The organism is Streptomyces sp. NPDC051909, from assembly GCF_040681095.1.
GTDB lineage: Bacteria > Actinomycetota > Actinomycetes > Streptomycetales > Streptomycetaceae > Streptomyces.
Map to the genome: position 1 here is coordinate 272,165 of NZ_JBFAYA010000007.1, position 25,488 is coordinate 297,652.

At 72.6% G+C, this 25,488-nt stretch carries 20 protein-coding genes, 3 tRNA genes and 1 pseudogene; 11 read left to right on the forward strand and 13 right to left on the reverse strand.

Translation table 11 applies throughout. The features are described 5' to 3' along the window. Positions 1–341: 341 nt before the first annotated feature. Positions 342–893, reverse strand: a complete 552-nt coding sequence (locus tag AB0M18_RS14110) for a Uma2 family endonuclease (protein WP_365757450.1) — start codon at positions 891–893, stop codon at positions 342–344. A 213-nt stretch (positions 894–1,106) separates the two neighbouring features. Continuing rightward, on the reverse strand, positions 1,107–2,168 hold the full coding sequence (locus AB0M18_RS14115) for an Lrp/AsnC family transcriptional regulator (protein ID WP_365757453.1): 1,062 nt from the start codon (positions 2,166–2,168) through the stop codon (positions 1,107–1,109). A gap of 104 nt (positions 2,169–2,272) precedes the next feature. Between AB0M18_RS14115 and AB0M18_RS14120 the strand changes: the two genes are divergently transcribed. Together AB0M18_RS14120 and AB0M18_RS14125 are read left to right on the forward strand one after the other, a co-directional pair. Next, positions 2,273–3,475: a M20 family metallopeptidase gene (locus tag AB0M18_RS14120; RefSeq protein ID WP_365757455.1), complete on the forward strand. Its 1,203-nt coding sequence runs from the start codon at positions 2,273–2,275 to the stop codon at positions 3,473–3,475. Beyond that, positions 3,472–4,950 carry an MFS transporter gene (locus tag AB0M18_RS14125; RefSeq protein ID WP_365757457.1) on the forward strand — a complete coding sequence of 493 codons (1,479 nt, stop codon included), beginning with the start codon at positions 3,472–3,474 and terminating at the stop codon, positions 4,948–4,950. Before AB0M18_RS14120 ends, AB0M18_RS14125 begins: the two co-directional genes overlap by 4 nt. 720 nt (positions 4,951–5,670) lie before the next feature. Here AB0M18_RS14125 and AB0M18_RS14130 read toward each other — a convergent pair. The 3 genes from AB0M18_RS14130 to AB0M18_RS14140 form a co-directional block, all read right to left on the reverse strand. Then, a tRNA-Ile gene (locus AB0M18_RS14130) sits at positions 5,671–5,747 on the reverse strand. A 162-nt stretch (positions 5,748–5,909) separates the two neighbouring features. Next, positions 5,910–5,985, reverse strand: a tRNA-Asn gene (locus tag AB0M18_RS14135). 5 nt (positions 5,986–5,990) lie between these two features. After that, positions 5,991–6,063, reverse strand: a tRNA-Asn gene (locus tag AB0M18_RS14140). A 135-nt stretch (positions 6,064–6,198) separates the two neighbouring features. Here AB0M18_RS14140 and AB0M18_RS14145 point away from each other — a divergent pair. From AB0M18_RS14145 to AB0M18_RS14160, 4 genes are all read left to right on the forward strand, one after another. Then, the gene (locus tag AB0M18_RS14145) at positions 6,199–6,507 is read left to right on the forward strand and encodes a YtxH domain-containing protein (RefSeq protein WP_365757459.1); all 309 of its coding nucleotides are present in this window, start codon (positions 6,199–6,201) and stop codon (positions 6,505–6,507) included. Between the two features lie 71 nt (positions 6,508–6,578). Beyond that, complete coding sequence (locus AB0M18_RS14150) at positions 6,579–8,018, forward strand: FGGY family carbohydrate kinase (RefSeq protein WP_365757461.1); 1,440 nt, start codon at positions 6,579–6,581, stop codon at positions 8,016–8,018. Between the two features lie 61 nt (positions 8,019–8,079). Beyond that, entirely contained in the window at positions 8,080–9,813 is a 1,734-nt protein-coding gene (locus AB0M18_RS14155) for an ABC transporter ATP-binding protein (protein WP_365757463.1), read from the forward strand. After that, on the forward strand, positions 9,813–11,744 hold the full coding sequence (locus tag AB0M18_RS14160; protein WP_365757465.1) for an ABC transporter ATP-binding protein: 1,932 nt from the start codon (positions 9,813–9,815) through the stop codon (positions 11,742–11,744). Before AB0M18_RS14155 ends, AB0M18_RS14160 begins: the two co-directional genes overlap by 1 nt. A gap of 17 nt (positions 11,745–11,761) precedes the next feature. Here AB0M18_RS14160 and AB0M18_RS14165 read toward each other — a convergent pair whose 3' ends face one another. From AB0M18_RS14165 to AB0M18_RS14190, 6 genes are all read right to left on the reverse strand, one after another. Further along, entirely contained in the window at positions 11,762–12,712 is a 951-nt protein-coding gene (locus tag AB0M18_RS14165) for an RNA polymerase sigma factor (protein WP_365757634.1), read from the reverse strand. Positions 12,713–12,968: 256 nt separating this feature from the next. Continuing rightward, on the reverse strand, positions 12,969–14,870 hold the full coding sequence (dnaG, locus tag AB0M18_RS14170) for a DNA primase (RefSeq protein WP_365757467.1): 1,902 nt from the start codon (positions 14,868–14,870) through the stop codon (positions 12,969–12,971). 34 nt (positions 14,871–14,904) lie between these two features. Beyond that, positions 14,905–16,167: an FAD-dependent oxidoreductase gene (locus tag AB0M18_RS14175; RefSeq protein ID WP_365757469.1), complete on the reverse strand. Its 1,263-nt coding sequence runs from the start codon at positions 16,165–16,167 to the stop codon at positions 14,905–14,907. A gap of 142 nt (positions 16,168–16,309) precedes the next feature. Further along, entirely contained in the window at positions 16,310–17,638 is a 1,329-nt protein-coding gene (locus AB0M18_RS14180) for a deoxyguanosinetriphosphate triphosphohydrolase (RefSeq protein WP_365757471.1), read from the reverse strand. A gap of 35 nt (positions 17,639–17,673) precedes the next feature. Further along, on the reverse strand, positions 17,674–18,435 hold the full coding sequence (locus AB0M18_RS14185; protein WP_365757636.1) for a sirohydrochlorin chelatase: 762 nt from the start codon (positions 18,433–18,435) through the stop codon (positions 17,674–17,676). Positions 18,436–18,575: 140 nt separating this feature from the next. Next, positions 18,576–19,277, reverse strand: coding sequence for a hypothetical protein (locus tag AB0M18_RS14190; RefSeq protein ID WP_365757473.1), 702 nt, complete (start codon positions 19,275–19,277; stop codon positions 18,576–18,578). A 77-nt stretch (positions 19,278–19,354) separates the two neighbouring features. Here AB0M18_RS14190 and AB0M18_RS14195 point away from each other — a divergent pair, with 77 nt between their 5' ends. The 3 genes from AB0M18_RS14195 (at position 19,355) to AB0M18_RS14205 (ending at position 23,168) form a co-directional block, all read left to right on the forward strand. Further along, positions 19,355–20,089, forward strand: coding sequence for an aquaporin (locus AB0M18_RS14195; protein ID WP_365757475.1), 735 nt, complete (start codon positions 19,355–19,357; stop codon positions 20,087–20,089). A gap of 38 nt (positions 20,090–20,127) precedes the next feature. Next, entirely contained in the window at positions 20,128–20,817 is a 690-nt protein-coding gene (locus AB0M18_RS14200; RefSeq protein ID WP_365757477.1) for an ElyC/SanA/YdcF family protein, read from the forward strand. A gap of 263 nt (positions 20,818–21,080) precedes the next feature. Continuing rightward, the gene (locus AB0M18_RS14205; protein WP_365757479.1) at positions 21,081–23,168 is read left to right on the forward strand and encodes a molybdopterin oxidoreductase family protein; all 2,088 of its coding nucleotides are present in this window, start codon (positions 21,081–21,083) and stop codon (positions 23,166–23,168) included. A gap of 21 nt (positions 23,169–23,189) precedes the next feature. On the opposite strand, the gene AB0M18_RS14210 is transcribed toward AB0M18_RS14205, so the two are convergent. Beyond that, positions 23,190–23,609, reverse strand: a complete 420-nt coding sequence (locus AB0M18_RS14210; RefSeq protein WP_365757638.1) for a gamma-glutamylcyclotransferase family protein — start codon at positions 23,607–23,609, stop codon at positions 23,190–23,192. Next, positions 23,610–23,915: pseudogene (gene cutA / locus AB0M18_RS14215) on the reverse strand (divalent-cation tolerance protein CutA); the annotation flags it as partial. It lies immediately after the preceding gene. A gap of 296 nt (positions 23,916–24,211) precedes the next feature. Here cutA and AB0M18_RS14220 point away from each other — a divergent pair. Together AB0M18_RS14220 and AB0M18_RS14225 are read left to right on the forward strand one after the other, a co-directional pair. Beyond that, a complete protein-coding gene (locus tag AB0M18_RS14220) occupies positions 24,212–24,739 on the forward strand; it encodes a hypothetical protein (RefSeq protein WP_365757481.1) in 528 nt (175 codons plus the stop codon). A gap of 116 nt (positions 24,740–24,855) precedes the next feature. Then, positions 24,856–25,479: a class F sortase gene (locus AB0M18_RS14225; protein ID WP_365757483.1), complete on the forward strand. Its 624-nt coding sequence runs from the start codon at positions 24,856–24,858 to the stop codon at positions 25,477–25,479. The last annotated feature ends 9 nt before the right edge of the window (positions 25,480–25,488 follow it).

Sequence of the window (25,488 nt, forward strand, 5' to 3'; positions counted from 1 at the left end):
CGCAGGTGAATCCTTCCTGCGGCCACGGGCCAGGGTGGGGCGGGTGGGACTCGAACCCATTTCAGTGACGCGTCTCACCTGCGACGATGCCGAACGGCCGGACATATCCATCCGATTCCGTCCGGCTGCGCCCCCTCTCGATCCGGCTCGATCGGGGGCCGTTAGGCGTTCGCCACACCGCTGCCGCCACGCCCCGCACTCCCGCTGATCCCCGGACGGCCCTGCCCGCCTGCGGTCCCACCAACACTGTGTGGGCCGCTACGAGTCGTCCACGCGTTAGCCAGGTGCACTCGGCCCGAGCGGTCACGCTACGTAGTCTGTCTGCCGCGGCGGCGGGCCGGTCAGCGCACGCCAGTCTCAGGTTCGGGCCGGGGCAGCTCGTCCAGGTCGAGGGTGAAGGTGCGACCGTCGGCCAGGTCGATGGGGAGCTTGCCGGTGCCGTACTGGTGCGTGTGCGCCGCGATGTAGCCGGTTCCGGTGGGCCGGGTGTGGACGACGACCTCCGCCGCGTACGGATCCACCACCAGGTAGACGGGGATGCCGTAGCGGCCGTACTTGGCGGTGCAGTCGTCATAGTCCTTGCGAGCCGAGGAGACGGACACCACCTCCGCGATCAGCAGGACATCCTCGAAGCTGTAGCGCTTGCCCTGCTTCTCCGCGTCCTCGCGCAGGATCGCGAGATCGGGGGCGGAGTTCTCGTCGGCGGGGAAGTCGATGTACACGTCGGAGGTCACCTTCGCATGGCGTCCCAGAGCGAGCGTGTCGATCTGCATGGAGCGGATCGTGCTGGAGTGCTCCAGGCTCTGCGGGGTCATGATCACCTTCCCGTCGGCACCGAAGAAGACCGTGTATCCCTCGGGGAACTCGGTGTGCATGATCGCCTCGACGCTCATCAACGACTCCTTCCCGTCGCCTCCCAGAATACGGTCGAACCACGCGCCGGCAGCGAGCGTCGCCGGCGTCCCGAAGGCACCGGGTTCGAGGACCGCGAGCCTGGCAGGATCGCCGCCGATCTCACCCTGAGGTTCGACCCTCACGTTCCGCTGTCATCGGCCCCGCCCGCTCGTACCGCGCGGGGTGAACAGCGCGCGCCCCGGCCTTCTCGCCTAGGGCCTGGTACTCGCTCCGGCCGTGCGAACGTCCAGGGGGACGCCGCCGATGCGGTAGCCCTGTTCGTCGAGGAGATGGCCGCTGAGCTTCAGCGGCCACAGGGCCACGGCCCGGTCGGTGATCTCCAGGCCGGGGACGCGCTGGGCGAGTCGTACCTCGAAGCGCTGCACGTCGGTGAGGGACTTCACCCAGGCGATGATGAGGACGTTGTTCCGGCCGGTGACGCCGGCGCACAGCCGTACCTCCCGGGCCCCTGTGACTCCGCGCGAGACACGTTCCAACTCCCCGGCGGCCGCGCGCCCCCACTGGATCACGGTCACCGGCCACTGCGACAGGGGGCGTGCGACCTCGCAGCGGGTCTGGAGCATGCCGGCGGCAAAGAGCCGGCCGAGTCGTCGACGGACCGTGTCCGAGCTCGCCCCGCAGGCGTCGGCGAGCGCGCGGTAGGTGGCCCGGCCGTTCATGGAGAGGGCGGTGATGAGGGCGTGGTCCAGGTCGGTGAGCGGGAAGACGGGTGCCCCGGTGCGGGCGGTTTCGGTGTCGGCGAGGCGGGCGATCTGCATGCGGTCGAGGGCGCGCAGCCGCCAGCGGCTGCCTTCCGTGTAGACGGTGCTGGCGAGGTGGGTGCGGCTGGCGACGACGCCGGGCATGGCGCCTATGCCGTGGGTCATCCAGTGGGTGAGTGCCGCGAGGTCCGGTGCCATCACGGTGAGCAGCAGGTCGCGGTCTCCGCTGACGTGCTCGACGGCGGTGACGTGGGGCAGCCGGGCGAGGGCCTGGGCCACGGTCAGCAGGCTGCCGTTGGCGCAGTCCACTTCGACGAAGGCGAGCAGTCCTTGTCCCGCCGAGGCGAGGGCGGGCGACGGGGAGCAGCTGATCCAGGCGGCGCCGGCTTCGGTGAGCCGGTACCAGCGTCGTGCCACGGTCACGGCGTCGAGGCCGAGTACGGCGCCGATCTCGTTCCATCCGGCCCGTGGGGCGATCTGCAGGGCGTGGACCAGGGCCTGGTCGACGTCGTCGAGCGCCCGTACCGCCTGGTGCGCGGAATGCTGCGCCATTCGGAGCCCCTTGCGTGTTTCCTGCGATTCCGAGCCATCGGGATGGTGAGCACTTCAATCTTGCCCCACCGAAAGCCGGAACCGTAACAGGAGGTCGACACCGCATGTCCGTACTGGAACGCGCCAGGGAACTGCAGCCCGATCTCGTGCGGCTGCGCCGCTCGCTCCACCGCGAGCCGGAGCTCGGTCTGCGGCTGCCGCGTACGCAGGAGAAGGTCCTCTCCGCACTCGACGGTCTCCCGCTCGAGATCACGCTCGGCCGGGAGCTGTCCTCCGTCATGGCCGTGCTGCGGGGTGGCCGCCCAGGCGGGGCGGTCCTACTGCGCGGCGACATGGACGCGCTGCCGGTGGACGAGCTCACCGGGGTGGAGTACGCCTCCGAGGTCCCAGGCCGGATGCACGGCTGCGGGCACGATCTGCACACCGCCGGACTCGTCGGCGCGGCGACGCTGCTCGCGGACCGCAGGGAGAGCCTCCAGGGCGACGTGGTGTTCATGTTCCAGCCCGGCGAGGAGGGACACAACGGCGCGGGCGCGATGATCGACGAGGGTGTCCTGGACGCGGCGGGCAAGCCGCTCGACGCGGCCTTCGCGCTCCACGTGTCGGCCAACCGGCTGCCGGGCGGCTGGGTCGCGTCCCGGCCCGGCACCGTCATGACCGCGTCCGACGTCCTGCGGGTGACGGTGCGCGGCGAGGGCGGGCACGGATCGGCTCCGCACCACGCCAAGGACCCGGTGCCCGCGGTCTGCGAGATGGTGACCGCGCTGCAGAACTGGGTGACGCGCACCTTCGACATCTTCGACCCGGTGGTGGTGACCGTAGGACGGCTGCACGCCGGTACGCAGCACAACGTCATCCCGGACACGGCCGAGTTCGAGGCGACCGTACGCAGCTACTCGGAAGCCAACCACGAGCGGCTGGCCCAGGGGCTGCCGCGTCTGGTGCGCGCGATTGCAGCCGCGCACGGCCTGGAGGCGGACGTGGAGTACCAGATGCTCTACCCGGTCACGGTCAACGAGCCGGCCGCGACGGAGTTCGCCCTGGACACGGCACGCGACCTGTTCGGCCCGGGCGAGGTGTGGCACGCCCCCCAGCCCGCCAACGGCTCGGAGGACTTCTCCCTGGTGCTGAACAAGGTGCCCGGCGCGATGCTCATGGTCGGCGCGGCGCCCGAGGGCGTGGACGTGGAGAAGGCGCCGCAGAACCACTCCCCGCGGGCCGTGTTCGACGACCGGGTGCTCCACCGCCAGGCGGCGCTGCTCGCCGAGCTCGCACAGCGGCGGCTCGCCGCAGGGGCGTCCGCATGAGAACGCCCGGCGGGACGGAGGAGGTGGCGGCGCCCCGGGTCACCGCCGTCGTCGGTCTGCTGGTCGTCTTTGAGCTGGTCAGTGGCTTCCTCCAGGGATCGGGCCCGGCGCTGGTGCCCGCCGTGCAGGACTGGCAGTCCATCAGCGCGTCGCAGGCGCAGTGGTACATGGCGGTCCAGTTCCTGGCCGCCGCGGTGGGGGTGCCGGTGTTCGGGCGGCTCGGTGATCTGTACGGGCACCGTCGACTGGTCCGGATCGCGCTGGTCTGTATCGCGGCGGGCACCGTCCTGGTGGCCCTCGCGCCGAATCTGACGGTGCTGCTGGTGGGCCGTGCTCTCATCGGCCCCGTGGCGGCGCTGCTGCCGTTGGAGATCGGTCTCGTACGCGACCGGCTCGACGTCGAGGGCGCGCGGCGCGCGGTGGCGCTGCTCGTCGGCGCACTCACCCTCGGCTCGCTCCTCGGCCACGGCCTGGCCGGCCCCCTGCTCGCACTCACCGGCGGCGTCCAGGCGACGCTCCTCGTCCTCGCCGCGATCGCGTGCGCCTGTGCGGCCCTCTCGTACTGCGCGATCCCCGAGTCCCGGACGCGCGCGCCCGGCCGGATGGACTGGACGGGGGCAGCCCTGCTCGGCCTGGCGCTGCTGCTGTTCCTCGGCACGATGGCACGCAGCCGGGCGTGGGGCTGGACCTCGCCGCTCACCCTGGGCGGCCTCGTGCTCTCCCTGTCCCTGCTCGCCTGGTGGATCCGGCTCGAACGGGACCGGCCGCACGCCCTGGTCGACGTCCGGGCAGTGGCCCACCCCCGGTCCGCCCCGTACTACGTCTCGGGGTTCGCCTTCGGCGCCATCATGCTGGGCGGGCAGGCGGTCGCCATCTCGTACGTCGCCGCGTCGAAGGGCGACGAGGGGTACGGCTTCGGGCTCAAGACCTGGGAGATCAGCCTGTGGGGCGGGGTGCCGCACGTCCTGGCCTTCGCCGGGGCGAGCCTGGTGGCCCGGGTGGCGGCCCGTACCGGCTACCGCCGTGTCCTGCTGCTCGCCTTCGCACTGATGGCCGCCGGGAACGTGGGACTGATGGCCGGCCACGCCACGCTGCTGCTGTTCGTCCTGGCCTCCGCCGTCTCCGGCTTCGGCATGGGCCTGGCCTTGGGCGGCCTGCCCACGCTGATCGTGGAACGCAGCACCCCGGACCGGACGGCGAGCGCGACCGCCGTCTACAACAACCTCAAAACCCTGGGCGGCAGCGTCGCGGGCGCGGGCTCGGCCGTCGTCCTCGGCTCCCTGGTCGTCAGCGGTACGAGCGTCCCGGCGCTCTCCGCCTACCTGACGATCTGGGGGCTGGGCGCGCTGCTGTGCGTGGGCGCGCTCGCACTCCAAGTCCTGACCAACCGTGAGACGGGTGCCCTGGGTGCGGCAGAGAATCGCCGCTCGGACACCCGTCCGCACAGGGACGCGGGGATGTCAGCCGGAGCGTAGCGGGCGATGCCGGAGATCCAGCCCGCTGACCGACGATCTTCACCAAGGACACCCGCCGCTGACCGCCCAGCGCCTGGACGAACAGCTGCCGGGTCAAGGTCAGCGGCGGGCCTGACGACCACTGAGCACTGTGCATCGTGAAGTCGCAGGTCACGGGTCTGGTGTGCGCGCAGGGGTTCGAGTCACGGAGGGGTGGGTCGGCGTCCACGGCCGACTGGAGAATGCCGCAGAGCAGGCCGTGGAGGTTGGCGATCGTCTTCGCCGCGTACTCACGGCGCTCCGTGCCCGGAGGATGCAGGGGGACCGGCCTCCCCGTCCTGGAGGTCCAGGATCCACCGGCTGACGTGATCGCGGGTGAGCTCGTCCCCTCGGTCGGGGGGCGTCGGCGCGACGATGTCCGGCTCCGGCCACTCGGTGGCTCCAGGCCGGCTGCTCGACGAGGGATCCCCGTCAGCAAGCCTCCGACCATTTGACAAATGGGGCGCCGACAGGGCGCAGAATTCGGGGCTGTGTGCGGCGCGTCACACGCAGGAGCCGTGGGATCGGCGTGGGATCATCGGCATGGCCCCACATCCACGCTTCACTCAAAACCGCAGGTCAAGAAGGTACGGAGCTGGCGAGGCAGGTCCGAGACGCCCGTTTCGCCACACCGACGAGAAACGATCGCCACACGCGGAAACACCCCCTTAGGGGCGTTTCCGCAGGTCAGAACGTTTTTCTTGGTGGGGCGGGTGGGACTCGAACCCACGGCCGACGGATTATGAGTCCGCTGCTCTAACCGGCTGAGCTACCGCCCCGAACATCACGGCGCGTACAAGTGTGCGCGCCGTCTGCCGCAGCATAGCCGCTCATACGATCTCCTGCTCCGGATGGTCGGCCATGCTCAACCAACAGGACTCACCTGCCCCGTCCGCGGTTCCGCGGGAAACGAAAAAGGACCCCTGAGGGTCCTCTTCCGATGGCTCCCCCGACTGGACTCGAACCAGTAACCCTCCGGTTAACAGCCGAATGCTCTGCCAATTGAGCTACAGGGGATCGCGCTCCCCCGACTGGACTCGAACCAGTAACCTGCCGGTTAACAGCCGGCTGCTCTGCCAATTGAGCTACAGGGGATTGCTGCGTTGCGACGAACGGTCCCACCTCCGGCCTTGCCGAGGAGCGGGCGCTCGCTGCGAGACATAGATTAGCGCAAGCAGGGGGGTGCTCCGCCAATCGGTATCCCCAGGGCGTCCAGGGAAGGATCGCAGCGTGCGGTACAAGCTGGTCTTCGTCGCCGGACTGGGCCTCGGTTTCGTGATCGGGACGCGGGCCGGGCGTGAGGTGTACGAGCGGATGAAGGCGTCCGCGAAGCAGGTCGCCGGGAACCCCGCGGTGCGCAACGCGGCCGAGTCCGCCGCCCAGGGCGGCCGGCAGGCCGCCGGGCGGGCACTGCACGTGGTCGGCGACCAGGCGCAGAAGATCCCGGTGAAGATCCGGTCGCGGCGCGAGCACAACGGGCACTACAGCCGGCAGTCCGACCGGTTCGAGGACGACGACTGGGGAACCAGCAACACCTGAACCCGGGCGGCCGAACCCGGAATCATCCGACGTACGCCGGAAAGACCCGGCGTACGGCAGAATCATGTGCCATGGGGATAGTCGCCGGCCTTGACAGCTCTACGGACTCCACGCGCATCGTCGTCTGTGACGCCGACACCGGTGCCGTGCTGCGGCAGGGGCATGCCCCGCACCCCCTGGAACCCAAGGCCACCGACGTCGACCCGCAGGCCTGGCTGCTCTCCCTCGGGGAGGCCGCGACCGGCGGGCTGCTCGAAGGCGTGCAGGCCATCGGCGTCTGCGCGCAGGGGCACGGGATCGTGCCGCTCGACGCGCGGGGCGGCCTGGTGCGGCCCGCGCTCGTCGGGAACGACAAGCGGGCCCAGGTCGCCGCGGCCGACCTCGTCGAGGCGCTCGGCGGACGGCAGGCGTGGACCGGGGCCGTCGGCGCCGTACCGCAGTCCGGGATGCCCGTCGCCAAGCTGCGCTGGCTCGCCCGCACCGAACCCGAGCACGCCCAGCGGATCGCCTCCGTCCTCCAGCCGCACGACTGGCTGGTCTGGCAGCTGCTCGGCCGGCCGGCCCGCCGCACCACCGACCGCGGCGCCGCCTCCGCCACCGGCTACTGGTCGGCCCGTAACGGCTCCTACCGCCCCGACCTCGTCGAGCTGGCGCTCGGGCACCAGGCCGCGCTGCCCGAGATCCTCGGACCCGCCGAGGCCGCCGGCACCACCCCCGAGGGGCTCCTCATCTCCGCCGGTACGGGAGAGACGATGGCGGCCGCCCTCGGCCTGGGCCTCGGCACCGGGGACGCGGTGGTGTCCCTCGGCGCCTCCGGCTCCGTGATGGCCGTCCACCACGAGGCCCCGGCCGACCCGGACGGGACGGTCACCGCGTACGCCGACGCCGCCGGCATGCACCTGCCCGTGGTGCACACCTCCAACGCCGTACGCGTACTCCGCGGCACCGCCGAGATGCTGGGCGTCGAGTCGCTGGACGAGCTGTCCGCACTCGCCCTGAAGTCCACCCCCGGCGCCTCCGGCCTTGTACTGCTGCCCTATCTGGAGGGCGAGCGCACCCCGAACCTGCCGCACACCGCGGGCACCCTCAGCGGCCTGCGCCGCGAGTCCATGAAGCCCGAGCACCTGGCCCGGGCCTCCTTCGAGGGCATGCTGTGCTCCCTCGCCGACGCGATGGACGTGCTGCGCCGGCGCGGCGTCGAGGTGCGCCGGGTGTTCCTGCTCGGCGCCGCCGCCGGGCTGCCCGCCGTGCAGGCCATGGCGCCCGCGCTGTTCGGCGCGCAGGTCGTCGTACCCCAGCCGGCCGAGTACGCGGCGCTCGGCGCCGCCCGGCAGGCGGCCTGGGCCCTCGGGGTGTCCCAGGGCACCCTCTCCCCCGCCGTCCCGCCGGCCTGGCAGGGCGCCGCCGCGCAGGTCTTCGAGGCGGGCGAGGAACTCGCGGTCGGGCAGGCCGTGCGCCAGCAGTACATCGCCACCCGCGACCAGCTGCACCCGGGCGCCTTCAGCGCGTGAGCGGGGGTCCGCCCCCAAAACGAGTCGTAACGTCCCGGGAGCGCGGGCGATAGTAGAACCCGTGCTCATAAGACTCCTCCGAACCTTCCTCGGGCCGTACAGAAAACCCATCGCCCTGCTGGTGCTGCTCCAGCTGCTGCAGACCAGCGCCACTCTCTACCTGCCGACCCTGAACGCGGACATCATCGACAACGGTGTCGTGAACGGGGACACCGGCTACATCCTGCGGTTCGGCGCGCTGATGGTCGGTGTGTCGCTGGTGCAGGTCGTCTGCAACATCGGGGCCGTGTACTTCGGTGCGCGGACCGCGGCCGCGCTCGGGCGGGACGTCCGGGCCGCGGTCTTCGGCCGTGTGCAGTCCTTCTCGGCCCGGGAGGTCGGACACTTCGGCGCGCCGTCGCTGATCACCCGCACCACCAACGACGTGCAGCAGGTCCAGATGCTGGTCCTGATGGCGTTCACCCTGATGGTCTCCGCGCCCATCATGTGTGTCGGCGGCATCATCATGACGCTCGGCCAGGACGTGCCGCTGTCGGCCGTCCTGATCGCGGTCGTGCCGGTGCTCGGCATCGCGGTCTCGCTGATCGTGCGGAAGATGCGTCCGCTGTTCCGCACCATGCAGGAGCGGCTCGACACCGTGAACCGGGTGCTGCGCGAGCAGATCACCGGCAACCGGGTGATCCGCGCCTTCGTCCGCGACGGCTACGAGCGCGAGCGGTTCAAGGGCTCCAACGTCGAGCTGACCGACGTGTCGATGTCGACCGGCCGGCTGATGGCGCTGATGTTCCCGACCGTGATGACGGTCGTGAACGTGTCGTCGATCGCCGTCGTGTGGTTCGGCGCGCACCGCATCGACAGCGGCGCGATGGAGATCGGCGCGCTGACCGCCTTCCTCGCGTATCTGATGCAGATCGTGATGGCCGTGATGATGGCCACCTTCATGTTCATGATGGTGCCGCGGGCCGAGGTGTGCGCCGAGCGCATCCAGGAGGTCCTGGCCACCGAGTCCAGCGTGGTGCCGCCGGCCGAGCCGGTCACGGCCCTGGACCGGCGCGGGCATCTGGAGGTCAGGAGCGCGGACTTCCGGTACCCGGGCGCCGAGGAGTCGGTGCTGCGGGACGTCGAGCTGGTCGCCCGGCCCGGCGAGACCACGGCGATCATCGGCTCGACCGGCTCCGGCAAGTCGACCCTGCTCGGCCTGGTGCCGCGGCTCTTCGACGTGACCGGCGGCGAGGTCCTGGTCGACGGCGTGGACGTGCGCGAGCTCGAACCCGGCCTGATGGCCCGGACGGTCGGCCTGGTGCCGCAGAAGCCGTATCTGTTCTCCGGGACGGTGGCGACCAATCTGCGGTACGGCAAGCCCGACGCGACCGACGAGGAGCTGTGGCACGCCCTGGAGGTGGCCCAGGCCAAGGACTTCGTGTCCAAGCTGGAGGGCGGCCTGAACGCGCCCGTCGCACAGGGCGGCACCAATGTCTCCGGCGGGCAGCGGCAGCGGCTCGCGATCGCCCGCACCCTGGTGCAGAAGCCGGAGATCTATCTCTTCGACGACTCCTTCTCCGCCCTCGACTACGAGACGGACGCGCTGCTGCGGGCCGCCCTGTCGGAGGAGACGGCCGAGTCGACCGTGGTCATCGTCGCCCAGCGGGTGTCGACGATCCGGGACGCCGACCGGATCGTGGTCCTCGACGAGGGCCGGGTGGTCGGCACGGGCCGGCACCACGAGCTGATGGCGGAGAACGAGACGTACCGGGAGATCGTGCTCTCCCAGCTGACCGAGGCGGAGGCAGCCTGATGGCCGGTCCTGGCGGACGAATGATGGCCGGCGCCGGCGGCCCGGACTCGAGGTCGATGGACTTCAAGGGGTCCGGCAAGCGGCTGCTGGGGCAGCTGGCGCCGGAGCGCGGCACGCTGTGGCTGATGCTGATCGCCGGTGTGCTGTCGGTGGCGGCCTCGGTGGTCGGGCCGAAGATCCTCGGCAAGGCGACCGACCTGGTCTTCGCGGGCGTGGTCGGACGGCAGATGCCGGAGGGCACCACCAAGGAGCAGGCCCTCGCGGGGCTGCGCGCCAAGGGCGACGGCGGCATGGCCGACATGCTGTCCGGGGTGGACTTCACCCCGGGCCGGGGCATCGACTTCACGGCGGTCGGCGAGGTCCTCGGCGTGGCGCTCGGCGTCTACGTGCTCGCGGGCCTGCTGATGCTGGTGTCGACCCGGATGTCGATCAAGGTGATCAACCGGACGGTCTACCGGATGCGCGAGGACGTCCAGGCGAAGCTGTCGCGGCTGCCCCTGTCGTACTTCGACAAGGCCAAGCGCGGCGAGGTGCTCTCGCGGGCGACCAACGACATCGACAACATCTCGCAGACCCTCCAGCAGTCGATGGGCCAGCTCATCAACTCGCTGCTCACCATCGTCGGCGTGCTGGCGATGATGTTCTGGATCTCGCCGCTGCTCGCCCTGGTGGCGCTGGTCACGGTGCCGCTGTCGGTGGTCGTGGCGACCAGGATCGGCAAGCGCTCGCAGCCGCACTTCGTGCAGCAGTGGAAGTCCACGGGCAGGCTGAACGCCCACATCGAGGAGATGTACACCGGGCACACCCTCGTGAAGGTCTTCGGGCGGCAGGACGAGTCCGCGCGGGACTTCCGCGAGCAGAACGAGGCGCTGTACGAGGCCGGGTTCAAGGCGCAGTTCAACAGCGGTGTGATGCAGCCGGTGATGCTGTTCGTGTCGAACCTGAACTACGTGCTCGTGGCCGTCGTCGGTGGTCTGCGGGTGGCGAGCGGCAGCCTGTCCATCGGTGACGTGCAGGCGTTCATCCAGTACTCCCGGCAGTTCTCGATGCCGCTGACGCAGGTCGCGTCGATGGCGAACCTGGTGCAGTCGGGCGTGGCCTCCGCCGAGCGGGTCTTCGAGCTGCTCGACGCGGAGGAGCAGGAGCCGGACGCGCCGCACAGCGAGCACCCGGCGGACCTCAAGGGCAAGGTGGCCCTGGAGCACGTGTCCTTCCGCTACGAGGAGGACAAGCCGCTCATCGAGGACCTGTCGCTCGCGGTGGAGCCGGGGCAGACGGTCGCGATCGTCGGCCCGACGGGCGCCGGCAAGACGACCCTGGTGAACCTGCTCATGCGGTTCTACGAGGTGACCGGCGGCCGGATCACGCTCGACGGCACCGACATCGGGAAGATGTCGCGGGAGGACCTGCGCACCGGGATCGGCATGGTGCTCCAGGACACCTGGCTGTTCGGCGGCACCATCGCGGAGAACATCGCGTACGGCGCGACGCGCGAGGTGAGCCGGGCGGAGATCGAGGAGGCGGCGAAGGCGGCCCACGCCGACCGCTTCGTCCGTACCCTGCCCGAGGGCTACGACACGGTCATCGACGACGACGGCGCCGGCGTCAGCGCGGGCGAGAAGCAGCTGATCACCATCGCGCGGGCGTTCCTGTCCGATCCGGTGATCCTGGTCCTCGACGAGGCGACCAGCTCGGTCGACACCCGCACCGAGGTGCTGATCCAGAAGGCGATGGCGCGGCTCGCCCACGGGCGCACCTCGTTCGTGATCGCGCACCGGCTCTCCACCATCCGGGACGCGGACGTGATCCTGGTGATGGAGAACGGCTCGATCGTGGAGCAGGGCACGCACGAGGAGCTGCTCGCCTCGGGCGGCGCGTACGCGCGGCTGTACGCGGCGCAGTTCGCCCAGGCGGTCGCCGAGGTGGACTAGTCGGACCGGCTGGACGGCTAGTCCAGATAGCCGCGCAGCTGGTCGGCGTAGGCATGGTCCCGCAGCTTGTTGAGGGTCTTCGACTCGATCTGGCGGATGCGTTCGCGCGTCACGCCGAAGATCCGGCCGATCTCCTCCAGGGTGCGGGGCCTGCCGTCGTCGAGGCCGTAGCGGAGCTGGACGACCTTGCGTTCGCGTTCGCCGAGGGTCGAGAGCACGGCCTCCAGGTGCTGGCGGAGCAGCAGGAAGGCGGCGGACTCGACGGGGGACGCGGCGTCGCCGTCCTCGATGAGGTCGCCGAGCGCGACGTCCTCCTCCTCGCCGACGGGGGCGTGCAGCGAGACCGGCTCCTGGGCGAGCCGCAGCACCTCGCCGACCCGTTCGGGGGCCAGGTCGAGCTGGGCGGCGACCTCCTCGGCGGTGGGTTCACAGCCGCGTTCCTGGAGCATCCGGCGCTGGACGCGGACGACCCGGTTGATGAGTTCGACGACGTGCACGGGGACGCGGATGGTCCGGGCCTGGTCGGCGAGGGCCCGGGACATCGCCTGGCGGATCCACCAGGTCGCGTACGTCGAGAACTTGTAGCCGCGCGCGTAGTCGAACTTCTCCACGGCCCTGATGAGGCCGAGATTGCCCTCCTGCACCAGGTCGAGCATGGTCAGGCCGCGTCCCACGTACCGCTTGGCGACGGAGACGACGAGCCGCAGATTGGCCTCGATGAGTCTGCGTTTGGCGATCCGGCCGAGGACCACGAGCCGGTCCAGGTCGAGTGCCGACCGGGAGTCGAGGTCAGGGGTGTTGGCGAGTTTCTCCTCGGCGAAGAGCCCGGCCTCGACCCGGCGCGCGAGCTCGACCTCCTCCTCCGCCGTGAGCAGCGGTACCCGGCCTATCTCGCGCAGGTACTGCCGGAAGAGGTCGGAGGACGGTCCGTTGCCGCCGAGGTCGACGCGTCGGCGCTGGGCGGGCACGGCCTCTGGTTCGCGCTCGACGGCCACGAGTTCGAGCGGAGAGGGTTCGAGCGGAGACGGGTCGAGCGGAGACGGCTCGCCCGGGGGCGATTCGGTCACGGCGAGGGTCTGGGGCTGGGTCTGCACGGGGGGCGACCTCCAGGACGGGATGACACCGTCCGCTCAGTGTGTCGTACGACACAACACCGCCACGAGGGGCGTGCGGTGACTTTTTGAGTTCGCGTTGTGACCGAACGTCAGCCGACCGCCGGCGGTGTCAGAGCGCGGCCGCGCCGTGGTTGCGCAGCGACTGCCCGTACTGGGTGAGGACCCACAGCTCGTTCTGCACGGCGGCCACCTGGGCGGGGTCGCCGTGCGCGCCGAGCCGGGCCAGGGTGCCCTGGACGTCGCGGATGCGCCGGTCGACGGCCCGGAGCCGTACGGTCACCAGCTGGTCGCCCGCGTAGGCCTCGTCGACGATCTTCGCGAAGATCACCTCGACGGCGAGCTCGGTGACGAGGGCGCGCACGGTGTCGTCGGGGGCGGCCTCGCGGACCGCGTCGAGGTAGTCGGCGGGCGCGCCGGTGGCGCCGCCGGCGTCCTGGACGCACTGGCGGACGGCCGCGTAGGGCGGGGCGGTGAACTCGTCGACCCCGTACGCGTCGAAGGCCGGGGAGACCAGCTCCGGGCGCTGCAGCGCCAGCTTGAGCAGCTCGCGCTCGGTGCGGTGGGCGGGGCTGCGCAGGTTGAGCGCGGGGCCGGCCGGGGCGGCGGGAGCCTGGATGCCGGCGGTGTCGTACGGCCTCCGACGCTCGGCGCCGCGGCGGTCGGGCTCCTTGCCGCCGCCACCGCGCTGCCAGCGGGCGATCTGGGCGACCCGGCGGACCACGAACTGGGTGTCGAGGATGCCGAGCATGCCGGCGAGCTGGACGGCGACCTCGTGCTGCGAGGCCACGTTCTTGATGCGGGCGACGATCGGGGCGGCCTCGTCGAGCGCGGCGGCCCGGCCGGACGGGATCTCCAGGTCGTACCGTCGCACGATCTGCCGGAGCGCGAACTCGAAGAGCGGGACGCGCGGCTCGACGAGGTCGGCGACGGCCTCGTCGCCCTTGGCGAGGCGCAGTTCGCAGGGATCCATGCCGTCGGGGGCGATGGCGATGTAGGTCTCGGCGGCGAACTTCTGGTCGTCCTCGAAGGCGCGCAGCGCGGCCTTCTGGCCGGCGGCGTCGCCGTCGAAGGTGAAGATGACGCGGGCCGAGCCGTTGTCCATGAGGAGGCGGCGGAGGATCTTGATGTGCTCGCCGCCGAAGGCGGTGCCGCAGGTGGCGATGGCGGTGGTGACGCCGGCCAGGTGGCAGGCCATGACGTCGGTGTAGCCCTCGACCACCACCGCGCGGCTGACCTTGGCGATGTCCTTCTTGGCCAGGTCGATGCCGTAGAGCACCTGGGACTTCTTGTAGATCGGCGTCTCGGGCGTGTTGAGGTACTTGGGCCCGTTGTCGTCCTCGCGGAGCCGGCGCGCGCCGAAGCCGACGACGTCGCCGCCGACGTCCTTGATCGGCCACATCAGGCGGCCGCGGAAGCGGTCGATGGGGCCGCGGCGGCCGTCCTGGGAGAGGCCGGAGAGGATCAGCTCGCGGTCGGTGAAGCCCTTGCCGCGCAGGAAGCGGGTGAGGTGGTCCCAGCCGGCCGGGGAGTAGCCGACGCCGAAGTGCTCGGCGGCGGCCTGGTCGAAGCCGCGCTCGGCGAGGAACCTGCGCCCGATCTCGGCCTCGGCGGAGCCGAGTTGCTCCGCGTAGTACTGGGCGGCGATCTTGTGCGCGTCGACCAGGCGGGTGCGTTCGCCGCGCTGGTGGCCGGGGTTGTAGCCGCCCTCCTCGTAGCGCAGCGTGATGCCCGCCTTGGCGGCGAGGCGTTCGACCGTCTCCGAGAAGGAGAGGTGGTCGATCTTCATCACGAAGGCGATCGTGTCGCCGCCCTCCTGGCAGCCGAAGCAGTGGAACAGGCCCTTGCTGGGGCTGACCTGGAAGGAGGGCGACTTCTCGTCGTGGAAAGGGCAGAGGCCCTTGAGGTTGCCGCCGCCCGCGTTGCGGAGCTGGAGATACTCGGACACGACGGCGTCGATCGGGACCGCGTCCCGTACCGCCTTCACGTCGTCATCGTTGATCCTGCCGGCCACGGATGAATTCTACGGGGGCGCGGGCGAAGTCCTGCTAGGGAACGAGGCTCTCCAGATCGACCGACGGGTCCGCCAGGCGGTCCGTGTCCACCTGGGCCCGGGACCGGATCAGCTTCTGGATCGGGTCTGTGACGTCCCACACATTCACGTTCATCCCGGCGATCACCCGGCCCTCCTTCAGCCAGAAGGAGATGAACTCGCGCTTGCCGGTGTCGCCGCGCACCACGACCTGGTCGTACGAGCCGGGCGGCGCCCAGCCGGAGTACTCCATGCCCAGGTCGTACTGGTCGGAGAAGAAGTACGGCACGCGGTCGTAGGAGACGGTACGGCCGAGCATCGCGCGGGCGGCGGCCGGGCCGCCGTTGAGGGCGTTGGCCCAGTGCTCGACGCGGATGCGGTGGTGCAGCGCGGGGTGGTGGAAGGCGGCCACGTCACCGGCCGCGTAGATGTCGGGGTCGGAGGTGCGCAGCGACTCGTCGACGGCGATGCCGCCGCCGTCCGCGCGGTCGACGAGGGCGAGCCCGGCGTTCTCGGCGAGCGCGGTGCGCGGGGCGGCGCCGATGGCGATCAGCACGGCGTGGGCGGGGTGCTCCTCGCCGTCCTCGGTGCGGACCGCGAGCACCATGCCGTCCTGGCCGGTGATCTCGGCGAGCCGGGCACCGAAGTGGAACCGGACGCCGTGATCGGTGTGCAGGTCGGCGAAGAGCTGGCCGAGCTCGGGGCCGAGGACCCGGTGCAGCGGGGTGGGGTCGGCCTCGACGACGGTGACCTCGGCGCCGTACGTCCGGGCCGCGGCGGCCACCTCCAGGCCGATCCAGCCGCCGCCGGCGATGACCAGGTGCCCGTTGTCGCGGCCGAGGGCGCGCAGCTCGTCGCGCAGCCGCTCGGAGTGGGCGAGCCGGCGCAGGTGGTGCACACCGGCGAGCTCGGTGCCGGGGAGGTCGAGGCGGCGCGGCTCGGCGCCGGTGGCGAGGAGGAGCTTGTCGTAGCGGATGACGGTGCCGTCGCCGAGCCGGACGGTGCGGGCGTCGCGGTCGACGGCGGTGACGGTCTGGCCGAGGTGCAGCTCGACGTCGTGCCGGGCGTACCAGGCGGGCTCGTGGACGAAGACGGAGTCCCGCTCCTCCTTGCCGAGCAGATAGCCCTTGGAGAGCGGGGGGCGTTCGTAGGGGTGTTCGCGTTCGTCGCCGATCAGGATCACCCGGCCGTTGAACCCTTCGGATCGCAGCGTCTCCGCCGCCTTGGCCCCGGCCAGGCCCCCGCCGACGATGACAAAGGTCTGATCTGCGTCGACCACGTTGATTCCTCCTCGTTGCGACCGGTTCCCTACGCTACGCCCCCGGTCGGGACCCCGGCCGTACCGCCTCGGGGCGTGCATGCGAGGGTCCCGCAACGGCCGGGAAGACGAAAGGGGGCGAACGACCCCCGCGCACGGCCCGTCAGCCGCGCGGGGGGCGGAGGCGGGCGTGGAGGGCGCGGGCGGAGGCGTCCGTGAGGGAGGCGATCTGGTCGACGATCACCCGCTTGCGGGAACGGTCGTCCGGAGCACCGACGAACAGCGCCCGGAACTGGGGTTCGAGGCCCTCGGGCGCGCGGGCCGCGAGGGCCTCGGCGAGCTCGGCGAGGACGATGCGCTGGTCGGCCCGGAGCGCCTCCTGTTCGGCGCGCTGCATCACGTACCGGTCGGCGACGGCCTTGAGGACGGCGCACTCGTTGCGGGTCTCGCGGGGGACGACCAGCTCGGCGGCGTAGCGGGTGAGCCGCCCCGAGCCGTACGCCTGCCGGGTCGCGCCCTCGGCGGCCAGGCAGAAGCGTCCGATGAGCTGGCTGGTGGCGTCCTTGAGACGGGCCTGGGCGACCGCCGAGCCGTCGTAGCCGTGCGGCCACCACTCCTGGTCGAGGAGCCGGTCGAGGGCGTCGGCGAGCTCCTGCGGATCGGTGTCCTCCGGTACGTAGCGCCCGAGGGCGACCGCCCAGATGTCGGCGCGCTCGGGCTCGGCGAGCAGCAGGTTGGGGTCGATGTGCCCGGCGTGCAGCCCGTCCTCGACGTCGTGCACCGAGTACGCCACGTCGTCGGACCAGTCCATGACCTGCGCCTCGAAGCACTTGCGGTGACCGGGCGCGCCCTGCCGGATCCAGGCGAAGACCGGCAGGTCGTCCTCGTACACCCCGAACTTCGGCGAGCCGGGGTCGGTGGGGTGCCCGCCGCGCGGCCACGGGTACTTGGTGGCGGCGTCGAGCGCGGCCCGGGTGAGGTTGAGCCCGACGCTGGCCGGCTCGCCGGTGGCGGGGTCGGTGACGAAGCGCTTGGGCTCGATCCGGGTGAGGAGGCGCAGTGACTGCGCGTTGCCCTCGAAGCCGCCGCAGTCCTTCGCCACGTCGTTGAGCGCCTGCTCGCCGTTGTGCCCGAAGGGCGGGTGCCCCATGTCGTGGGCGAGGCAGGCGGCCTCGACGAGGTCGGGGTCGCAGCCGAGCGCGGCCCCCAGCTCGCGCCCGACCTGGGCGCATTCGAGGGAGTGGGTGAGCCGGGTGCGGGGGCTGGCGTCCCACGCGTGACTGCGCGTCCCGGGCGTGACCACCTGCGTCTTCCCGGCGAGCCGGCGCAGCGCGGCGGAATGCAGCACCCGGGCCCGGTCGCGCTGGAAGGCGGTGCGGCCGGGGCGTTTGTCGGGCTCGGGGGCCCAGCGTTCGAGCGCGGCCGTGTCGTAGCCGGGGGTGTCGGGGGTGTCGGTGCCGAAGGTGTCCTTGGGTTCGTTGATGCCTTCCATGTCCCGAAGGTAACGGGCGGGACGGACAGAAGCGGTCAGATGGCGGCGAGTTCCTTCTGCGGGGTGCGCGCCAGTGCTTCGTCGTAGCGGTGCAGGACCAGGCGCGCCAGGGCCGGGTGGGGGCCGAGGGGGTCGGCGGCGAGCCAGGGGGCCTGGGCGGCGGCGCGGGTGGCGAAGAGGCCGGGGGCGGTGAAGCAGGAGGCCACGGCGACGCGGTGGCGGCCGCGGGCGGCGAGCGCGCGGACCGCCTCGGGGATGGTGGGGGCGGCGGCCGAGGCGTACGCGGGGAGGACCGGGACGCCGCCGAGCCGTTCGCCGAGCATCGCGGCGATCCGCCGGATGTCGGCGGCGGAGTCGGGGTCGCGCGAGCCCGCGGAGGCGAGGACCACTCCGGTGGCGGGCGAGGCCCCGTCCTCGGGCGCCCAGCCCGCCTCGGCCAGCCGGTCCGCGAGCGCCTCGACGAGGAGCGGGTGCGGGCCGAGGGGTGCGGCGATCCGGGCCCGGAGGGCGGGGAGGGCGGCGAGCGCGGCGGGCAGGTCGTGCTTGACGTGGTACCCGCGGGCGAAGAGCAGCGGGACGAGGACGGCGTCACCGGTCAGGCCGGCCAGCACGTCGGTGAGCAGCGGCGCGTTCAGCTCGATGTGCGCGAGCCGTACGTCGAGGCCGGGGCGCAGTTCGCGCACCCGGTCGAGGAGCCGGCGCAGCGTCGCGGCGGCCCGGGGGTCGCGGCTGCCGTGGCCGACGGCTATCAGCGTGGGCGCGGGTTCGGCCCGCCGCGCGAGGATGCGGCCGAGCATCCCGGCGGCGGTGCTGTCGAACGTGTCGGCGTCCGGCCCGTACGTCGTCATGGACCGATGCTGCCGGGGGGACGTTGCGCGGCCGTTTCGCGTGGGTCACGGACGTTTGCCGCGGGCTCACGCGCACCGGGGAGCGGCGGTCAGGCGTCCAGCCAGACCCGCAGCGGGCCGAGCGTCTCGAAGCCCTCCGCGAGTGCCGCCTCCAGGTCGTCGCCCGACTCGTAGCCGACGACCGGGAGGCCGGGGGCGGCCGCGGCGAGGGCACCGGACCAGGCGTACGAGGGCGGGACGCCGTCCGCCGTGAAGAGGTTGGAGACGCCGGTGACGCCGGCGGACTCGGTGAGGACGGCGCCGCCGAGGATCCGGCCGTCGGCGGCGTACCCGGCGACGATGGTGGTCGTCGGATCGGCGAGGAGCTCGGGGCGGAAGAGGGCGGCCTCGTCGGGGTCTCCGGTGCTCCAGGCGAGGGCCCATGCGGTGAGTTCACCGGCCGTACGGACCGGGCGCCAGCCCTCGGCGGCCGGTCGGGGCCCCGGGGCCGGGCGGTGGATCCACTGGGCGTCGAAGAGCAGGCGGAAGCCCTCGGCCGCGAGGTCGAGCCGGGCGTGGCTGTCCTTGACGGAGGCGCCGGGGGCCGTGCGGTCGATGCCGGACAGGAGGTCCGCGGCGGTCGCGTCCTCCGTGAGGGTCACGGCGTCCGGGTAGTAGAGCGGGGTCCGGCGGGGACTGGTCCAGGCCCGGGGGCCGAAGGAGCCGGTCAGGCCGTGGGCGCGGCACATGACGGCGCACCAGTCGGCGTTGTTGCGGACGGCGTGGGCGAGGAGCGCGGCTTCGGTGATCATCACCGCGGATCGTACGGACTCCGTACCCCTCCCCTCCCCTCTTTTTTCGTTCCGAATCACGGAATATCTTTTCCACTATGAGAATGTCCCCCGCGTCGCTCCCCCGACGCACCCTCGCCGAGTTCACCGGCACCGCCGCGCTCGTCGCCGTCATCGTCGGCTCCGGCCTCCGCGCCGACGCCCTCAGCCAGGACATCGGGGTCCGGCTGATCGCCAACGCCGCCGCCTCCGCGATCGGTCTCGGCCTGCTCATCGCGCTCATCGGCCCGCTCTCCGGCGCCCACTTCAACCCGGTCGTCACCCTCTCCGAGTGGTGGACCCGGCGCACCCGGCACCAGGGGAACGGCGGCCGCGAGGCCCTCGCCTACATCGCCGCGCAGACCGGCGGCGCCGTCGCGGGTGCGCTGCTCGCCGAGGCGATGTTCGGCCGCGCGCCCGGCGCCGGTCTCGCCACCGCCCGGCGCGCCGAGCTCCACCTGCTCCTCGGCGAGGCCGTCGCGACCGCGGGACTCGTCCTCGTCGTCCAGGGCCTGCGCCGGGTCGGACGCCCCTCGCTCGCCCCGGTCGCCGTCGCCGGCTACATCGGCGCGGCCATCTGGTTCACCTCCTCCGGCTCCTTCGCCAACCCGGCGGCCACCGTCGGCCGCGCCTTCTCCGACTCCTTCACCGGCATCGCCCCCGGCTCCGTGCCCGCCTTCGCCGCCGCCCAGCTCCTCGGGATGCTGCTCGGCATGGGCGTCTCCGCACTCCTGTACGGATCGGACCGGGCAGCGAGCGAACCGAAGCCCGCCGATTCGCGTCGGACGGAGTGACCCCTTCCTTCCCGACCACGACCACGGAGGTCCACCCGATGCGCGGCGTCCGCCTGCCCCGCCTCCCCCGCACCACCCGGGGGCGCCGACGCGCCGTCCAGGCCGTCATGCTGGGCGCCGTGCTCGCCCTCGCGCCCGCCACCTGGATGCGGGTCACCGCCGAGGACCGGCTGCGCACCACCGCCGACGTGCCCGCCCAGGACGTGGCCGTGGTGTTCGGCGCCGGACTGTGGAACGGCCGCCCCACCCCGTACCTCGCGCACCGGCTCGACACCGCCGCCGAGCTCTACCGGGCCGGCAAGGTCAAGGTCCTGCTCGTCACCGGCGACAACAGCCGCACCGAGTACGACGAGCCGAGCGCGATGCGGACGTACCTCGCCCAGCGCGGCGTCCCGGACGACAAGGTCGTCAGCGACTACGCCGGTTTCGACACCTGGGACTCCTGCGTCCGCGCCAAGAAGATCTTCGGCGTCGACCGGGCGGTCCTGGTCACCCAGGACTTCCACATCAAGCGGGCGGTCGCGCTGTGCGGGGCGGCGGGCGTGGAGTCGTACGGGGTCGGGGTCGGCGAACCGAAGGACGCCACCTGGTACTACGGCACCACCCGCGAGCTCGCCGCCGCCGGGAAGGCCGCGCTCGACGCGGCGCTGCGGCCCGACCCGAGGTTCCTCGGCGAACGCGAGGACGGGGTGACGAAGGCGCTGGCGGCGCCGCGTACGAACGGCTGACCGACGAGGCCCGTGCCACGCGTACAAACGGCCACCGGCGGGGCCGTGTCACGCGTACGGACAGCCGGCCTCCGGCGGCCGGACCGGGGCCCGGCGGACGGCCGGCGGACGGCCCGGCCGCCGAGGCCCCGGCCTCGCCCGTGCGGCCCACCGCCCCGGCCCCCGCCGCCTCACCCGCCGGGCCCCGCGCCGGGGAGCGCACGGCACCCTGCCCGTAATGCGGCGCGAGCACGCCCGTAACACGCCCGTCGCATCCTCGGACCATGTCCGAGGTCACCACCGTTCCCACGCACTGCCCCTACTGCGCCCTCCAGTGCGGCATGAGGCTGCGGCCCACCGCCGCCGGAGAACTGCCGGCCGAGGTGGTCGAACGGCCGGACTTCCCCGTGAACCGGGGCGTGCTGTGCGGCAAGGGCCGCACCGCGCCCGCCGTGCTCTCCTCCCGGGTCCGGCTCACCGAGCCCCTGGTCCGCTGCCCTGACACGGGGGCGCTGGAGCCCGCGACCTGGGAGGAGGCCCTGGCCGCCGTCGCCGAGGGACTGAGCCGCACCCGCGCCGGCCACGGTGCCGATGCCGTGGGCGTCTTCGGCGGCGGCGGCCTCACCAACGAGAAGGCGTACGCGCTCGGCAAGTTCGCCCGGCTCGTCCTCGGCACCTCGCAGATCGACTACAACGGCCGCTTCTGCATGTCGTCCGCGGCCGCCGCCCACCAGCGGGCCTTCGGGCTCGACCGGGGCCTGCCCTTCCCCCTGGAGGACATCCCGAAGACCGGCTGCGTGATCCTCGTCGGCTCCAACCTCGCCGAGACCATGCCGCCCGCGCTCCGCTACCTCACCGAGCTCAAGGCCAACGGCGGCAGGCTGATCGTCGTCGACCCGCGCCGCACCCGGACCGCCGAGCAGGCCGATCTGCATCTCGCGCCGCGCCCCGGCACCGACCTGGCGCTCGCCCTCGGCATGCTGCACCTCGTCGTCGCCGAGGGGCGGGTCGACGAGGAGTTCGTGGCCGCGCGTACGGAGGGCTGGGCGGACGCGCGGGCCGGGGCGATGTCCCACTGGCCCGAGCAGGTGGAACGGATCACCGGCGTTCCGGTGCCCGAACTCCGCGCGGCGGTAGGGATGTTCACCGAGGCCGAGACCGGCATGGTGCTCACCGCGCGCGGCCCCGAGCAGCAGTCCAAGGGCACCGACACCGTCGGCGCCTGGATCAACCTGTGCCTGGCCACCGGCAAGGCCGGCCGGCCGCTGTCCGGCTACGGCTGCCTGACCGGCCAGGGAAACGGCCAGGGCGGCCGCGAGCACGGCCAGAAGGCCGACCAGCTGCCCGGCTACCGCAAGCTCGACGACCCGGCCGCCCGGGAGCACGTCGCCGGGGTGTGGGGGGTGGCGCCGGAGTCCCTGCCGGGGCCGGGCCGCAGCGCGTACGAGCTCCTCGACGCCCTCGGCCGGGACGTGAAGGCCCTCCTCCTCATGGGCTCCAACCCGGTCGTCTCCGCCCCGCGCGCCGCGCACGTCGAGGAGCGGATCCGCGCCCTGGACTTCCTGGCCGTCGCCGACGTCGTGCTCTCCGAGACGGCGGCGCTCGCCGACGTGGTCCTGCCGGTCACCCAGTGGGCCGAGGAGACCGGCACCACCACCAACCTGGAGGGCAGGGTGCTGCTGCGCCGCCGGGCCCTCACCCCGCCGCCGGGGGTCCGCAGCGACCTGGAGGTGCTGCACGGGCTCGCGGCCCTGCTCGGCTGGGAGAAGGGCTTCCCGGCCGACCCGGAGGAGGTCTTCGGCGAGCTGCGGCGCGCCTCGGCGGGCGGCCCGGCGGACTACGCGGGCATCAGCTACCGCCGGATCGAGGAGGAGCAGGGCGTGTTCTGGCCCTGCCCGGACGAGAGCGGGGGCGGCACCCCGCGGCTCTTCCTGGACCGCTTCGCCACGCCCGACGGGCGGGCCCGCTTCGTACCCGTCGTGCACCGGGCGGCGGCCGAGGAGACGGACGCCGAGTACCCGGTGGTGCTGACGACCGGCCGGGTCGTCGCCCAGTACCAGTCGGGCGCCCAGACCCGGCGGGTCGACGAGCTGAACGCCGCCGCGCCCGGCCCGTTCGTGGAGCTGCACCCGCGGCTCGCCGAGCGGCTCGGGGTCGCGGAGGGCGAGGCCGTGGCCGTGGTGTCGCGGCGCGGGCGGGCGGTGGCGCCGGCCCGGATCACGGCCGCGATCCGCCCGGACACGGTGTTCATGCCCTTCCACTGGCCGGGCGAGGGCCGGGCGAACACGCTCACCAACCCGGCGCTCGACCCGGTGTCGAAGATGCCCGAGTTCAAGGTGTGCGCGGTCCGCCTGGAGCGCGCAGCCTCCTGAACCCCCTGGCCCCGGCCGTGGCTACGGGCGGTCGAACCAGTCGCCGCTCTCGATGACCGGGCCGAGGGGCGCGTCCGGGGCCGCCAGGAACACCCAGGCGGACACCCTCGCCCCGTCCCGTACCCGTTCGACGTCCATCGCCACCCGCTCGTACCCGACGGGCAGCTCCAGGCGGTCGAGCAGCCCGAACAGATCGCCGTAGTCGCCGGACGAGGGCGTGAGCAGGGTGCCGACGACCCGGCCCTGCTCCGCCGGGACGACATACGGGTAGCCGGGCCCGTCGTGCAGGACCGCCCCGTGCAGCACCGCGTCCGCCTCGGTGCCGATGCGGCCGGCGAGGAACCGGTCGTGGTTGTACGCGCCCGGGCGCAGCGTCCCGTACACGAAGAACGGGCGCTCGTCGTCCGGCCGCGCGGGGCCCTCGACGGCCGCGGCCGCCACGGTCTCCCGCTCGACCCAGCGGGCGTACTCCTCGCTCACCCGGGCCGCCCGGGTCGCGACGATCTCCGGCGTCTCGTAGTCGTGGGCGGCGAGGAGGTACGCCTCCAGGGCCGGGTAGCGCGCCTCGGTGGTCTTGAACACCACCTGCCACTCCTCCGCGGTCTCGATCGCGCCCTGCCAGTGGTACACGGAGCCGACCGGACCGGAGACCTGCGCGCAGGCGGCGACCCGGGCCTCGACGGCGCCGCGCGCCAGGGCCGCGGCCTTGTCGCGCGCGTCGATGCTGGTGACAACGGTGACGATCACGCCTTCACCGTACGGGTGAACGCGGCCGCGTGCAGCCGGACCGCGCGCGGCCGGGCACGGGCGCCCCGGGCCGCGGGGCGTGGGGGCCGAGCTTGATCACCCGTTCGGCACGGGCCATCAGCTGACGCCATGAAACCCGCCCCCACCTGTGCAAACGCGGAATTTCCAGCGACACGCCGCACCTGAACGGACGCATTCTGATTCCCCATCAGCAGGCGACTGACCCGGCCACGCATTTATCTCGGACCTACGGAAGCCCCTTTCCGTACGAACGTCCGCGCGCCACGGAGGCCACCATGCGCCGCACCCCTGTCCCCCTGCTCACCGGTACCGCGCTCACGGTCCTCGCGCTCGGCGCGCTCGCCGCGCCCGTGGCGTACGCGAACAACGACGGCGGCCACGAGAACACGCAGTCGCTGGAGATCTTCCCCTCCTCCGCCGACCCCGGCACCACCGTCACCGTGAACACCCTCGCCTGCGGCTCCCACGGCCACGGGGTGGGCGACGCGAACTCGCTCGGCGCGGGCGAGTTCCAGCTCAACCCGAGCACGCACAAGGAGGTCGTGGTGGGCCAGTTCACCGTGCCGCACCACACCAAGTCGGGGACCTATCCCATCAGCGTCGCCTGCGACAACGGCAAGACCGCGCGCGGCGACCTCTTCGTCAAGCACAAGAGCCCGAGCGGCCATGTGCAGACGGGTGTCGGCGGCAGCGTGGGCCCCGACACCGCCCAGGTCACGGCGGGCGTGGCGGTGCTGGCCGCGGCTGCCGTGGGCGGTACCTGGCTCCTGCGCCGCCGGGCGAGCGGCGCGCAGGACGGCTGAGAGCCGGGCCTTCGGGCCTGCGAGTACCGCCTCTGTCCTGCCCCCGCCGCGCGCCCGCTGACGGCCCGGCGGGGGCAGGACCATCCGGAAGACCCGTGAACGAGGAGACCGCCCCGGTGAGCAACCGCAGCAAGGGCTGGGGGATAGCCGTCGCCGCCTGCGTCGGGCTGTGGATGATCCAGAACGGCTCGGGCGAGGTCACCCCGCCCATCCCCACCGCCGCGCAGGCCTTCGCCGCCGGCCCGAGCGTGCACACCGACGCCGCCGCCGATCCGCTGCCGCCCTCGTCCCCGCTGCGGCTGCGGATCCCCGAGATCGACGTCGACACCCCCCTGACCGGACTCGGCGTGGGTCCCGACGGCGCCCTGGAGGTGCCGCCGGCCGCCGACCGCAATCTGGCCGGCTGGTACGAGGACGGCACCCGGCCCGGCGCCAAGGGCACCGCGATCGTCGCCGGGCACGTCGACAACGCGCAGGGGCCCGCCGTCTTCTACGCGCTCGGCGCGCTGAAGAAGGGGCACCGGATCGAGGTGGACCGGCAGGACGGCCGCACTGCCGTCTTCACCATCGACGCCGTGGAGGTCTACGAGAAGGACGGGTTCCCGGACACGAAGGTGTACGGGGAGGCGGACCGGGCCGAGATCCGCGTGATCACGTGCGGCGGCGGCTTCTCGAAGAAGGCGGGCGGCTACCTCGGCAACGTGGTCGCCTTCGGTCACCTCATCGGCGTACGGCCCTGAGCGCCCCCG

Coding starts and splice junctions, on each gene's coding strand:
- AB0M18_RS14115 (WP_365757453.1), bottom strand. CDS start 2,168: ATGGCGCAGCATTCCGCGCACCAGGCGGTACGGGCGCTCGACGACGTC.
- AB0M18_RS14110 (WP_365757450.1), bottom strand. CDS start 893: ATGAGCGTCGAGGCGATCATGCACACCGAGTTCCCCGAGGGATACACG.
- AB0M18_RS14195 (WP_365757475.1), top strand. CDS start 19,355: ATGAGAATGTCCCCCGCGTCGCTCCCCCGACGCACCCTCGCCGAGTTC.
- AB0M18_RS14160 (WP_365757465.1), top strand. CDS start 9,813: ATGGCCGGTCCTGGCGGACGAATGATGGCCGGCGCCGGCGGCCCGGAC.
- AB0M18_RS14180 (WP_365757471.1), bottom strand. CDS start 17,638: ATGGAAGGCATCAACGAACCCAAGGACACCTTCGGCACCGACACCCCC.
- AB0M18_RS14125 (WP_365757457.1), top strand. CDS start 3,472: ATGAGAACGCCCGGCGGGACGGAGGAGGTGGCGGCGCCCCGGGTCACC.
- AB0M18_RS14205 (WP_365757479.1), top strand. CDS start 21,081: ATGTCCGAGGTCACCACCGTTCCCACGCACTGCCCCTACTGCGCCCTC.
- AB0M18_RS14120 (WP_365757455.1), top strand. CDS start 2,273: ATGTCCGTACTGGAACGCGCCAGGGAACTGCAGCCCGATCTCGTGCGG.
- AB0M18_RS14190 (WP_365757473.1), bottom strand. CDS start 19,277: ATGATCACCGAAGCCGCGCTCCTCGCCCACGCCGTCCGCAACAACGCC.
- AB0M18_RS14200 (WP_365757477.1), top strand. CDS start 20,128: ATGCGCGGCGTCCGCCTGCCCCGCCTCCCCCGCACCACCCGGGGGCGC.
- AB0M18_RS14185 (WP_365757636.1), bottom strand. CDS start 18,435: ATGCTCGGCCGCATCCTCGCGCGGCGGGCCGAACCCGCGCCCACGCTG.
- AB0M18_RS14150 (WP_365757461.1), top strand. CDS start 6,579: ATGGGGATAGTCGCCGGCCTTGACAGCTCTACGGACTCCACGCGCATC.
- AB0M18_RS14220 (WP_365757481.1), top strand. CDS start 24,212: ATGCGCCGCACCCCTGTCCCCCTGCTCACCGGTACCGCGCTCACGGTC.